The organism is Bacillus sp. IT-79MI2, assembly GCF_949768135.1.
GTDB lineage: Bacteria > Bacillota > Bacilli > Bacillales > Bacillaceae_G > Bacillus_A > Bacillus_A pseudomycoides.
This window is the reverse complement of record NZ_CATKPV010000045.1, coordinates 35,527-48,065: the sequence shown is the minus strand read 5'-3', so window position 1 is coordinate 48,065 and position 12,539 is coordinate 35,527. Positions and strand designations below refer to the sequence as shown.

11 protein-coding genes are annotated in these 12,539 nt (G+C 37.5%); 7 read left to right on the top strand and 4 right to left on the bottom strand.

Annotation, left to right across the window (positions count from 1 at the left end; all coding sequences use genetic code 11):
- Positions 1-13 precede the first annotated feature (13 nt).
- Positions 14-232 carry a DUF3973 domain-containing protein gene (locus ACM6HU_RS03690; protein ID WP_016116700.1) on the bottom strand — a complete coding sequence of 73 codons (219 nt, stop codon included), beginning with the start codon at positions 230-232 and terminating at the stop codon, positions 14-16.
- Between the two features lie 360 nt (positions 233-592).
- Here ACM6HU_RS03690 and ACM6HU_RS03685 point away from each other — a divergent pair, with 360 nt between their 5' ends.
- On the top strand, positions 593-1,021 hold the full coding sequence (locus tag ACM6HU_RS03685; protein ID WP_016116699.1) for an SRPBCC family protein: 429 nt from the start codon (positions 593-595) through the stop codon (positions 1,019-1,021).
- Positions 1,022-1,345: an ArsR/SmtB family transcription factor gene (locus ACM6HU_RS03680; RefSeq protein WP_016116698.1), complete on the top strand. Its 324-nt coding sequence runs from the start codon at positions 1,022-1,024 to the stop codon at positions 1,343-1,345.
- A gap of 133 nt (positions 1,346-1,478) precedes the next feature.
- On the opposite strand, the gene ACM6HU_RS03675 is transcribed toward ACM6HU_RS03680, so the two are convergent.
- Together ACM6HU_RS03675 and ACM6HU_RS03670 are read right to left on the bottom strand one after the other, a co-directional pair.
- Positions 1,479-2,912 carry an MDR family MFS transporter gene (locus tag ACM6HU_RS03675; RefSeq protein ID WP_016116697.1) on the bottom strand — a complete coding sequence of 478 codons (1,434 nt, stop codon included), beginning with the start codon at positions 2,910-2,912 and terminating at the stop codon, positions 1,479-1,481.
- Between the two features lie 107 nt (positions 2,913-3,019).
- A complete protein-coding gene (locus ACM6HU_RS03670) occupies positions 3,020-4,291 on the bottom strand; it encodes an NAD(P)/FAD-dependent oxidoreductase (RefSeq protein ID WP_016116696.1) in 1,272 nt (423 codons plus the stop codon).
- A 150-nt stretch (positions 4,292-4,441) separates the two neighbouring features.
- On the opposite strand from ACM6HU_RS03670, the gene ACM6HU_RS03665 reads away from it, so the two are divergent.
- A complete protein-coding gene (locus tag ACM6HU_RS03665) occupies positions 4,442-6,094 on the top strand; it encodes a polysaccharide biosynthesis protein (RefSeq protein WP_016132126.1) in 1,653 nt (550 codons plus the stop codon).
- Positions 6,095-6,136: 42 nt separating this feature from the next.
- Positions 6,137-6,871, top strand: coding sequence for a pseudouridine synthase (locus ACM6HU_RS03660; RefSeq protein WP_016116694.1), 735 nt, complete (start codon positions 6,137-6,139; stop codon positions 6,869-6,871).
- An 83-nt stretch (positions 6,872-6,954) separates the two neighbouring features.
- Here ACM6HU_RS03660 and ACM6HU_RS03655 read toward each other — a convergent pair whose 3' ends face one another.
- Positions 6,955-7,176, bottom strand: coding sequence for a DeoR family transcriptional regulator (locus ACM6HU_RS03655; RefSeq protein ID WP_000805512.1), 222 nt, complete (start codon positions 7,174-7,176; stop codon positions 6,955-6,957).
- A 357-nt stretch (positions 7,177-7,533) separates the two neighbouring features.
- Between ACM6HU_RS03655 and pepV the strand changes: the two genes are divergently transcribed.
- The 3 genes from pepV to pulA all read left to right on the top strand — a co-directional run bounded on the left by pepV (position 7,534) and on the right by pulA (position 12,179).
- Positions 7,534-8,940: a dipeptidase PepV gene (pepV, locus tag ACM6HU_RS03650; protein ID WP_414847998.1), complete on the top strand. Its 1,407-nt coding sequence runs from the start codon at positions 7,534-7,536 to the stop codon at positions 8,938-8,940.
- 113 nt (positions 8,941-9,053) lie between these two features.
- Entirely contained in the window at positions 9,054-9,608 is a 555-nt protein-coding gene (gene thpR, locus ACM6HU_RS03645) for an RNA 2',3'-cyclic phosphodiesterase (protein ID WP_016116692.1), read from the top strand.
- A gap of 429 nt (positions 9,609-10,037) precedes the next feature.
- Positions 10,038-12,179 (top strand): type I pullulanase, encoded by a 2,142-nt coding sequence (gene pulA, locus ACM6HU_RS03640; protein ID WP_016116691.1) that lies wholly within the window; start codon positions 10,038-10,040, stop codon positions 12,177-12,179.
- The last annotated feature ends 360 nt before the right edge of the window (positions 12,180-12,539 follow it).

Here is a 12,539-nt window from a genome sequence, read left to right as displayed (position 1 = left end):
CTTTTTTATGTTTTTAAGTAGAAATTATATGGGTTGGTAAAGCATTCATAATGGATTGTGGTGCCAGGTTTTCTTTTGTAGATAGAACTTTTTCACCAATGGTAGCATCTTTACACATACCGAGATGGTAGCGTTCACCTAGGAATGGATCAATATAAAAACCATTTTTGAAGACTCGATCAGTCAAACCTCTTTCATGATGAATTTCAGAGCAATGAATGCAGTAATACATATCTTTCATCTCCTTTTATTGTTAAAAATTTTTAAAGAAAAAGAGTGAGTAGGTAGTCAGTTTATTGTTTTTGAAAATCGCCACCTGCTCAAATTACATTGCGTATACATATCTCGTTTATATCAATGTGTTTTCTAAATAAATCCCAAGGGAAGGAGGGAGGCTAAGGATTGAGATGTGTTTGCTTTTGTGAGTATATTATGACGAAATGTTGCACTGGTGTTTGTCCTGTTGAAAAAATGTTGATAATTTCTCAACAGGCAAATGGAGGTTTCTTGACGTGAAACCAAAAGGTGTTATATTATCAAGAGGTAAAACCAAAAGGTGTTATATTTTGATGCCTCGTAAAGGAGATATAATATGGAAGAGCAAAATACATTACAAGATATTAAACAAACAGTTATTTTTGAAGCGCCTATTCAAAAAGTATGGAATACAGTATCGACTTCAGAAGGGATTGCATCTTGGTTTATGCCAAATGACTTTGAACCTAAGGTAGGGCATGAGTTTCATGTGCAATCACCTTTTGGACCATCTCCGTGTAAAGTATTAGAAATTGATGAGCCTCATCGTTTATCTTTTTCATGGGATACAGATGGTTGGGTCGTTTCATTTGTTTTGAAAGATTTAGGAGATAAAACGGAGTTTACTCTTATTCATGGTGGATGGAAGCAGGCTGATACAATTCTTCCGAAAGCAAACGAGAAAAGTTCTGTTATTCGCGATAGAATGGCAGGTGGCTGGGTAACAATTGTAAATGAAAAACTGAAAAAGGTTGTTGAAGGATAAGTGTCCTCATCAGCAGCGAAATACGATGTCTTTCAAGCAATTGCTGATCCAACACGCCGCGAAGTACTCCGGTTATTAACTGAAAAAGAATTGCCGATTTCTAAAATAACAGATCATTTTCCAATGAGTCGTACAGCTGTAGCGAAACATCTTCACATTCTTTCAGAAGCGAAATTAGTAAGTAGAAGAAAAGTTGGGAGAGAAAAGATATATCGGTTGCAGCCTGAGCCGTTGGCCGAATTACAGCAGTGGCTTTCCTATTATGAACAGTTTTGGAATAATAAATTGTCTATGCTCAAATATGTGGTGGAACATGAAGAGTAAGTGTTGTCACGTATTGTCGAATGGTCGATATTCTGTGTCGAATCGCCGATATATCGTGAGAAACGGTGGATATATTTAAAAAATCGCCGATATATAGAAAGAGGATGATCGCTATGAACGATCATCCTCTTTTTTACTGTTCAGTTGTTTGCGTAGCTGGCTTTAATAGAAGCCACCCGATAAATAGTGTAAGTAGTGCAAGTGCAAATGTACTCATATAAATGATGTGTACGCTCGAAGCTAATACTTCTTGTGATTTTGTTACTACATTTGTTGTACCGCCATGTCCACCTGAGACAAGATCAACATTTTGCATGCCTTGTGCATGAATCATCGTATTAAAGATTGTTCCGAAGATAGCGGCACCTAATGTTTGGCTAAATGTATTAACAAATGTGTTTAAACCAATTGCTGTTCCGCGTGTATGTGCAGGGACAGCTGCTTGAATGGTTACCATATAAATTGGTGTAATAAGTCCCATTCCTAAGCCGAATAGTCCGACCGCAACATAAATTAGAAATGCTGGTGAATGAGTTGATAATATGAATAATAAGAAGGTAGCGACTGATAAAATGCTAGCTCCAAGTAAAATAATTTGTTTTGTTTGCAACTTACCAACTAAATTCCCGGAAAGAATCGCACCAAATGTCCACATAACGGGAACTGGCATGAGAATAATTCCAGCTTCGGTAGCATTTTTTCCTAATACACCTTGACTCCAAATTGGAAGGTACATTGTAATACTAATGATCATTACGCCAGCAATAAGCGTTAGTACATTTATTGTTGATAATGTACGGTTTGAGAAAAGTGCTAACGGGATTAATGGTTCCGGAGATTTTTTCTCAACGAATAAGAAAATAATGAATGAAACAGCTGCAAAGATTAGGAGGCCGATAATTGTAATGTCGCCCCAGTTTTGCTTACTGCTTCCTGTTAAGAGTGCGTAAAGTAAAGCGATTGTACTTAGTGAGAAGATAATCGCACCAGGATAATCGATATGATGTTTCGCTGGTTTGATCGACTCTTTATAAGAAGTGGCAATCATCACACAAGCAAGGATTCCAAATGGAACGTTTAAGAAGAAGATGTAGCGCCAAGAAAGAGAGTCAACTAAAAATCCGCCTACTAACGGTCCTACAACACCTGAAACGCCCCAAACAGCACTCATCCAGCCTTGTGCTTTTGCACGGTCTTTTGCTTCGCTATATAAGTCTCCGATAATCGTCATTGTAATTGGCATAACAGCGCCGGCACCTATACCTTGAAGAGCGCGAAAGACGATTAATTGTTCCATCGATGTCACGACTCCGCATAATGCAGAACCGATTAAAAAGATGGCTGCACCGATGAGCAGTACTTTTTTACGTCCGAATAAATCTGCTAGTTTTCCGTAGATTGGAGTCGAGACAGCAGTTGCGAGCATATAAATTGCATACACCCAACTAACAAGTTCAACGCCAGATAAATCACTCGTTATACGAGGGATTGCCGTACTAACAATCGTTCCTTCCACAGCGGAAAGAAACGTCATTAACATTAAAGATATCATGACTTTTTTTCTCATATGTTTTCCCCTTTATAATATTCAACAATATAAAATATAAAGCTACTAAGCTATATAAGGCAACAAAAAAGAAACAGGAGGGGGAAGAATCCACCCGTGTTTCTTTTTTAGTACCGCACTTTTGCGTTTTGTCCTGCAGTTGTTCCGGCGATTCGCCCTGTGACAAGAGCGGAAGTGATATTGTAGCCGCCTGTATAGCCATGAATATCAAGAACTTCTCCGCAGAAGTATAGACCATTCATTAATTTAGAAGCCATTTCTTTCGGATGAATTTCTTTAACAGAAACGCCGCCGCCTGTAACGAATGCTTTTTCAAGTGGCTGTGTGCCGTTTACTGTTACTTTAAACTCTTTGAAGTCTTTCACAAGTGCACGGATTTTTTCATGTGAAACTTGCCCAGCTTGTTCGCTACCGTCAATTCCGTTTCTTTCTAATAAGAATAGGAAATAACGTTCAGGAACATATCCTTTTAACACATTTTTGATTCCTTTTTTGGGTTCTTCTTTCATTTGTTTCATCATGCGTTGGAAGAGCTGTTCGCTATTTTCTTCTGGCAGTGCATCGATGCTCATTTCTACTGCGCGCATTTTAAATTTTTTCATCGTTTTTACAACGAATTGGCTACAGCGAAGAGCGGCTGGGCCAGAAATACCAAAGTGGGTAAAGAGCATGTCCATTTTATGAGAAATGACAGCTTTTCCTTTTGGATTTAATACGCTTAAGTTTACATCGCGTAAAGCAAGACCTTGCAATGTACGGTCACGAATAAATGGTTCGTTTGAAGTAATTGGGACTTCCGTTGGGAAAAGTTCTGTAATTGTATGTCCCGCTTTTTCAGCCCAAGCGTAGCCATCCCCAGTTGAACCAGTGTGAGGGACAGATTTTCCGCCAACAGCAATTACAACATGATTTGTTTCAAGAACCTCGCCTGTCTGGAGAACAACGGCTTTTGTTTGACCGTTTTCATATTCGATCGTTTCAACAGGTGTGTTCGTACGCATTTTAACGCCTAGTTCTTCTAGTCTTGTTAATAAAGCGTCGACAACTGATTGCGCTTTATTTGAGACAGGGAACATGCGCCCATGATCCTCTTCTTTTAGCTTTACACCAAGCTTTTCGAAGAACGTAATAATATCTTCATTATTAAAGATAGAAAAGGCACTGTATAAAAAGCGACCGTTTCCTGGTATATGTTTCACAATTTCATCAAGCGGTAAGCGGTTTGTTACGTTGCAGCGTCCACCGCCAGAAATCGCAAGCTTACGTCCTAGTTTATTTCCTTTATCAAGAAGCAAGACGCGTGCGCCTTCTTCAGCAGCACCGATTGCGGCCATTAATCCTGAAGGGCCTCCTCCGATGACAATCACATCATAATGCATAGTATATCGACCTCATTTTCTACATTTCCTGCCTAAAAGAATAGCATGTTTTCGTAGAAAAGAAAAATTCAGTGATATACTGTTTCGCTGAAGAATTGTGGTACAATACAAAGGTTAGAGTTCAGCGTTATATATGTAGGAGGATCATCTATGTCCGATTCAAAATTTCTGCGCGGAACGCTTATTGTGACGTTAGGAACTTTTTTAGTTAAGTTTCTAGGCATGATTTATGTCTTTCCATTTCATGCCTTAGTTGGCACAGAAGGCGGAACGCTCTATACGTATGGATATATTCCATATACGATCTTTTTAAGTATTGCAACGGCGGGAGTGCCGCTTGCTGTTTCAAAGTTTGTTTCTAAATATAATGCGCTTGGAGATTATAAGACGAGCCGGAGAATGTTCCGCTCGGGAATGGTTATGATGATTGCAACAGGAATCCTTTCCTTCTTAGTTCTTTACATGTCTGCGCCATTATTTGCTGAGGCAATGCTTGGTAAACAACGTGTACACAATAGTATAGAAGATGTTACGATGATTATTCGCCTCGTAAGTTTTGCGCTTATTGTTGTACCAGCAGCAAGTTTAATTCGTGGTTATTTCCAAGGTCATCAATCGATGGGACCGACTACGGTATCGCAAATTATTGAACAAATTATTCGCATTATCTTTTTATTAGCGGGTAGTTTTATTGTCATTAAAGTAATAGGTGGATCAGTAGCGGCAGCAGTTGGAGTGGCAACTTTCGCAGCGTTTGTTTCAGCTGTGGGAGCGCTTGGTGTATTAATATGGTACTGGTTAAAACGCAAAAAGCATCTCGATCAATATTTAATTGAACAAACTGTACCAGAATCAACAGTAAGTACAATTCAATTATTTAAAGAATTATTTGCATATGCAATTCCTTATGTTGTTATTGGATTAACAATTCCTTTATATCAACAAATTGATACATTAACATTCAACTCTATTATGCAAGCGATTGGACAAGGTGATATTGCAGAGCGAGCACTTGGTATTTTTACGATGTGGACGCATAAATTAATTATGATTCCTGTGTCACTTGCAACGGCGTTTAGTTTAACTCTTGTTCCAGCAATTACAAAATCATTTACAGAAAAACAATTTCGCTATTTAAAACTACAAATTACACAAACATTCCAGGCAAATATGTTCTTGACATTACCAGCGGTAGTTGGTATTTCGACGCTTGCGTATCCGATTTATACAGCGTTTTATGAAAAGGATCCATTAGGTGGACAAGTATTGATGTGGTATGCGCCAGTTGCGTTATTATTCGCGTTATTTACAGTGACTGCAGCGATATTGCAAGGGATTAATCAGCAGAAGCATGCGGTTATTGCGCTTGGCATGGGCGTTATTTTGAAGTTTTTATGTAATGTGATTTTAATTCGTTACTTCGGTACAGTTGGAGCTGTTTTAGCAACAGGTATTGGATTCCTAGCTTCCATTTGGTATACGAATAAACAAATTCGAAAACATGCACACTATTCATTCGGTGTTGTATATAAACGAACATTCCAAATTGCAATATTAACAATTGTGATGGTCATTGTCGTAAAACTATCACAAGGAATTTTATCCTTTGTGATTTCGCCTGAGGGCCGATTTGGTGCACTGATTACAGTTGCGGTTTGTGCAGGTATTGGTGGCCTTACTTACGGATTGTTAGCGATTCGCACAGGTGTACTTGAAAGAGTATTTAGCGGAGAAGCTTTAGAGAAGATTCAGCGTAAGCTTGGCGGTAAGCTGAAAATAAAGATGAAATCAAAAGGGGCGTAATACACGTCCCCTTTTCTATGATAAATACAAGAAGGTGAAAAAATGAGATTAGATAAATTATTAGCAAATATGGGATACGGAAGTAGAAAAGAAGTAAAGAAGTTATTAAAGGATGGCGTTGTAAAAATTGATGGAATTTCAGTAAAAGATGCGAAGTTTCATGTGAATGTAGAAGAACAAGAGGTTACGATTCACGGTGAGATTGTTGAATATAAGGAATTTGTATATTTAATGATGCATAAACCACAAGGGGTCATTTCGGCAACAGAAGATGATAATCATGAAACAGTTGTTGATTTATTGGAATTAGAAGATGCAATCTTTGATCCGTTTCCAGTTGGAAGACTTGATATTGATACAGAAGGCTTCCTATTATTAACAAATGATGGGAAGCTTACGCATCAGTTATTATCTCCGAAAAAGCACGTTCCGAAAAAGTACTATGCACACGTAGCTGGAGTTGTAACAGAAAAAGATGTAGAAGAATTTGCAAAAGGTGTTATTTTAGATGATGGCTATGAAACGAAGCCAGGTGAACTTACAATTTTGAAAAGCGATGATGTGTCTGAAATCGAGCTTGTCATTACAGAAGGAAAATTCCATCAAGTAAAGCGCATGTTTGAAGCGGTAGGGAAAAAGGTTGTCTACTTAAAGAGAACGGAGATGGGACCTTTAGTGTTAGATGGAGAATTAGAACTTGGTCAATACCGTGAATTAACAGATGAAGAAGTGGAAATGTTAAAAACGTATCAAGTTCAAACAGAGAGTCAAGATTGAGACCGATTCTAAAAAATAGAAAGAACCCCTTTCTGATTTTACAGAAAGGGGTATGTATTATATTTTAGATACAATTGTTTTCGTTATGAGGTCATTCTCACTTTCTTTCCTGTTGTTGTCCACTTACCGCGGCAAGGGCTATACACGAGTTCATTAAATTGCAACACATTCAGATCACGTTGTATTGTTCGCGGTGTGATCCCGAACTCATCTACAAGGTCTTTCGTCGTTACCGTACCATTCTCATTGATGTACATATAAATTGATTTAATGCGTGTTAGCATACGAGTAGTCGTAGGTTTCAAGAGAAAACCACTCCTCTACTAGTTTTTTTGACCCCATTCAGGAAAGAAGGTCCTTACTTCCATTGTACTCCACTTGACAAATTTCATGCTTTAACCTAGTTAAATTTTACAAAAGTTTAACAAATAATAAAATATAAAAATATTGGTAGTTGACATTCTATGTCTCTTCTATCAACTACCACATAAATTTCTACGTAAAACGCCAAATTCCTGCAAATTTTTTTAGAAAAATAAAAGAAAAACTAATATGAAGTGTCTGAAAAATTAAAATTGTTCATTATTGGATGTTCTCCTGTTGTCATATCGGATTTTCGTTTGCTATGATGAAAGAGAGAATATAGAAGAGGTGAATGAGTTATGTCAGCAATTAATTGGACAGAAGAAGTTGAGAAAAGAAAAGATGAATTAATTCATGACGCGCAGCAATTCCTGCAAATTAAAAGTGTATGGGAAGAAGAAACGGAAAAAGAAGGTGCACCGTTTGGAGAAGGTGTAGCAAAGGCATTATCCTTCATGTTACATAAAGGGGAAGTAGAAGGATTTACTTCTAAAAATTTAGAAGGGTATGCAGGGCATCTTGAAATGGGACAAGGAGAAGAGTTAGTTGGCATTCTTTGTCACGTTGATGTTGTACCAGAAGGAGATGGTTGGACAACTCCTGCATACAGCGCTGATATTCGTGACAGAAAGATTTTTGCACGCGGTGCAATTGATGATAAAGGGCCAACAATGGCTGCTTACTATGCAATGAAAATTGTAAAAGAATTAGGATTGCCGCTTTCAAAACGCGTACGCATGATTTTAGGAACGGATGAAGAAAGCAACTGGAAATGTGTCGATCATTATTTCAAAAATGAAGAAATGCCAACAATGGGGTTCGCGCCAGATGCAGATTTTCCTATTATTAATGCGGAAAAAGGGATTTCTGATATACAAGTTGTGCAAAAGAATAGCGAAACAGAAGGCGGGGAATATGAGCTTGTTTCATTTGCTTCAGGTCGCCGTTTAAATATGGTTCCTGATTTTGCGGAAGCAGTGATTACGACTGAAAAAGCAGAGGAACTCAGCAATGCTTATGAACAATACTTACAAACTGTGAAGAAGACAGGTAAAGCAAATGTAGCAGGAAATACCGTGACACTACAATTAGAAGGAGTTTCAGCTCACGGTTCTACTCCTGAAAAAGGTGAAAATGCAGGACTCTTATTAGCGAACTTTTTAACAACGATTGCTCTTGACGGTAAAGGCGCTTCATTTGCGGCGTTTGTTACAGAAACATTTACGAATGATACGCTTGGAGAAAAAGCAGGAATCGCTTATAAAGATGAAATTAGCGGACCGTTAACAGTCAATGTAGGTCGCCTTTCTTATACGAAAGAAGAAGGCGGAAACTTAGGTTTAAATGTGCGCTATCCAGTAACAACGAATTTTGAAGAGACGGTGCAGAAATTAAAAGACTATGTCGGCAACAAAGGCTTCCAAGTAGCTGATTATTCTAACTCACGTCCGCATCACGTTGATAAAGATCATGTTTTAATTCGTACATTACAACGTGTGTATGAAGAACAAACAGGAGAGAAAGCGGAGCTATTAGCAATTGGTGGCGGTACATATGCTCGTTCATTAAAAGCTGGTGTAGCATTCGGTCCGCTTTTCCCTGGAAAAGAAGAACTTGCTCATCAAAAAGATGAGTATATTGAAATAGAAGATTTACTAAAAGCAACAGCAATTTATGCACAGGCAATTTATGAATTAGCGAAATAGGTTGATTTTCCTGTGATATATGACCGCTCCCTATTTTAGGGAGCGGATTCTTTTTATCCAATTGAATGAGATACAAAAGAAAAGCAACAATAACAAGAAAGGAGAAGATACAAATGGTACCACATTATTTTTTAGCAGTTACCCTGCCGGATCATATAAAAGAAATACTTGGAAATTACAAAGAAGAAATGAAGGATAAGTTGCCATTTCGCTCATGGGTATATAAGGAAGACTATCATATTACACTTGCTTTTTTAGGGAGTGCGGCGCAGGAACAATTGAAAGGAATAGAGAAAGGATTACAACTCCTTACAAATAAAACGGAATTAGATCTCACGCTGCAAAATTTTTCTACATTTGGCCTAGTAGAGAGCCCACGTATATTTTGGGCTGGATTAAAAGAAAATCAAGCGTTATTTGATATGCAAAAACAGGTGCATGCTATTTGTGAAAGAAACGGTTTTTCGCTTGAAACACGTCCCTATCATCCGCATATTACTGTTGCTCGTAAGTGGATGGGAGAAGAAACATTTAATCTTAAAGATCTGAAGCAATTAGATGCGATATTGTTTCAGGCTGATACGATTACATTGTATGAGTCTCACATCCATCAAACTCCAAAGTATGAGTCAATTTATGAAATAAAGTTACAGAATCTTAAAGTGTGAAAACGTTTCTTATGAATGTGAATATACTATAGAAAATAGTAAGTTTGTGTAACGTCCCATTTATCCTGTTATTTTCGGGCAGTAAGACCCCCCACCTCAATATTCAGAGAGAAACAAGGGAGATGGGTGGAAGATGAAGAAAACCCCCACTGATGGAAGTTTCACTTTATCTTTAGGGGATACCTATTTCTTACAGATATATAAATCTATTTTGATTTTTCAACATAAAATCCCCTGTTATGTAAAGCAAAAAGTGATCGCTACTTGTTTTCTCTCTTTGTTTTAGCGTTGCACGGGGCAGGAAGAGGTTCTGACCGCTTCTATGAATGGCCAGTTGCTCTCTCCCACCTAAAGATTGGGTTTTATGTCGGTTTTTCAAATTGTATTCATATAGTTTCATTTTAATTTCGAGAATGATGGTGATTTTTTATGCTGAAAGTAAAGCGTCCATTTGAAGCTTATTTAGATGAAATGAATAAAATTACAATTTTGCTCCCGCATACGTATGGAACAAGCCGGACATTTTTTATGCAGGAAGGAAATCATGTATGGGAGCTTAAGGTTGCTCAAATTATTTCCCTTGCAGATGTAACAAAGTATGAATGTTATATAGAATATCCACTTGATGTGGGGAAGTATTATACAGTGCGGGATGAGCGGAATGAAGAAACAGATTTACAAATTGGAGCGGTTATTCGAACGGCTGTATTTGATGAAAAATATTATTATGATGGTAGCGATTTAGGAGCTTGTTATAGAAAGGAAAAAACAACTTTTAAAATGTGGGCACCAACTGCAAGACTTGCGAAAGTAAGAATTTATAAAAATGATAAAGAGTATACGGATTATGAGATGCAAAGAGAAGAGAATGGTGTTTGGTCTCGTATTTTACAAGGAGACTTTGAATTAGCAAGGTATACATTTCTCGTTTGTATTAATTTAATATGGAATGAAGTTGTAGATCCATATGCAAAATCGGTATCGGTGAATGGTAAGTATGGAATTGTAATTGATCTTGCGAAGACATATGTAAAAGAACAAAATTCATTACCTAAACTTGAATCTTTTACGGATGCAATCCTTTATGAATTGCATATTCGTGATGCCACTATGCATCCAAATAGTGGTGTGGAAAAAAAGGGGACATATACTGGATTAACAGAAGAGAATACGAAGGGGAGACTTGGGACAGAGACGGCCTTTTCTTATATAAAAGGATTAGGAGTTACACATGTTGAGCTTTTACCTCTTCATCATTTTGCTGGAGTAGATGAAACGACCCCTTTTGTAACGTATAACTGGGGCTATAATCCATTATATTACAACGTTCCAACGGGAGTGTATGCAAGTGATCCTACCGACCCTTATAACCGAATCAAGGAATGTAAACAACTTATTGAAAAGTTTCATGAGCATGGACTCCGCGTTATTTTGGATGTTGTATACAACCATGTATATGAAAGAGAAACATCATCTTTTGAAAAGCTTGTACCAGGATACTATTTCAGACATGATGAAAATGGTATGCCATCAAATGGAACTGGAGTTGGGAATGATCTAGCATCAGAGCGAAAAATGATGCGGAAATTTATTATTAATTCTGTTTTATATTGGCTTACTGAATATAACGTGGATGGTTTTCGATTTGATTTAATGGGAATTTTAGATGTAGAAACGATGAATGAATTAGAAAAGGAAATAAGGAAAAGAAAAAAGGATGCACTGTTATTAGGGGAAGGCTGGGATTTACAAACACCGCTTCCGGCAGAAGAGAAGGCAACGCTTAACAATGCAAACAAAATGCCACAAATCGCGCAGTTCAACGATCAATTTCGTGATGGAATAAAAGGTAGCACGTTTGATGTAAGTAAACGTGGTTTTGCATTTGGAGGAAGTGTAGACCCCGCGCATTTGCAATATGTGTTAACAGGAAGTCTTGTAAATGAAAAAGGAGACGGGTTATTTTTAGAACCCATTCAAAGTATTAACTATGTGGAATGTCATGACAATATGACGATGTGGGATAAACTCGTGCGTAGCAATCAGGAAACGGAAGAAGTGCAAAAAAGGCGTCATCGTTTAGCGACAGCGATGACATTACTCTCACAAGGAATTCCATTTTTACATGCAGGACAAGAGTTTTATCGTTCTAAGAAAGGAAATGAAAATAGTTATAATGCGCTTGACGAAATTAATCAACTCGATTGGGATCAAAAAGAGAAAGAAATAGAAACAATTGCTTATATACAAGGCTTGATTGCGATTCGTAAGGCACATAGAGCGTTTCGCTTACAGTCAGCGAATCTTATAAAGAAGCATATGACATTTTTACAAACATCTCCTACTGTTGTTGCTTATCATTTACAAAATATAGGAAAGTTCGGTCCTTGGAAGGAAATTGTGGTGTTGTTTCATAATGGTGTGCAATTAGAAACGATTTCACTGCCGAAACACGAAATGTGGTACGTATTAGCAGACAGTACAAAAGCGAAAGTACATCCGATTTCTTCATTTCAAGGAAGTGAACTTCAAATGGTTCCGATTAGCTCGTATATATTGGCGATAATGTGACAAATCGCTACTTGACGATGAGAATATAATAAATGTAGAATTGACAAAGGTGACGATTTCGATAAGTTGTCATTGTATTATTGGTTTTGTAAAATATAAAAGAATAGACGGTTAGTTTGTTTTGATTTCTTGGCCCATGCCAAGTTTTCTTTTATCAAAAAAAGTAAGAAAACTCCACTTTCAAGGAATATGCTTAGTATAGTCTTTGAGGATGAAGATGAATTGCTAGTAACTGTCTTTATACAATATATTAAAAAATTAGTTCCAGGGGCGTTTGCCAATGGAATAGAGGGGTTGTGCATCAGGCAGCTGTGTCAACTCTACTCGTGTTAATCATCTGTTAGAGATGATTAACACGAG

Coding starts and splice junctions, on each gene's coding strand:
- ACM6HU_RS03690 (WP_016116700.1), bottom strand. CDS start 232: ATGTATTACTGCATTCATTGCTCTGAAATTCATCATGAAAGAGGTTTG.
- ACM6HU_RS03685 (WP_016116699.1), top strand. CDS start 593: ATGGAAGAGCAAAATACATTACAAGATATTAAACAAACAGTTATTTTT.
- ACM6HU_RS03675 (WP_016116697.1), bottom strand. CDS start 2,912: ATGAGAAAAAAAGTCATGATATCTTTAATGTTAATGACGTTTCTTTCC.
- ACM6HU_RS03670 (WP_016116696.1), bottom strand. CDS start 4,291: ATGCATTATGATGTGATTGTCATCGGAGGAGGCCCTTCAGGATTAATG.
- ACM6HU_RS03665 (WP_016132126.1), top strand. CDS start 4,442: ATGTCCGATTCAAAATTTCTGCGCGGAACGCTTATTGTGACGTTAGGA.
- ACM6HU_RS03660 (WP_016116694.1), top strand. CDS start 6,137: ATGAGATTAGATAAATTATTAGCAAATATGGGATACGGAAGTAGAAAA.
- pepV (WP_414847998.1), top strand. CDS start 7,534: ATGTCAGCAATTAATTGGACAGAAGAAGTTGAGAAAAGAAAAGATGAA.
- thpR (WP_016116692.1), top strand. CDS start 9,054: ATGGTACCACATTATTTTTTAGCAGTTACCCTGCCGGATCATATAAAA.
- pulA (WP_016116691.1), top strand. CDS start 10,038: ATGCTGAAAGTAAAGCGTCCATTTGAAGCTTATTTAGATGAAATGAAT.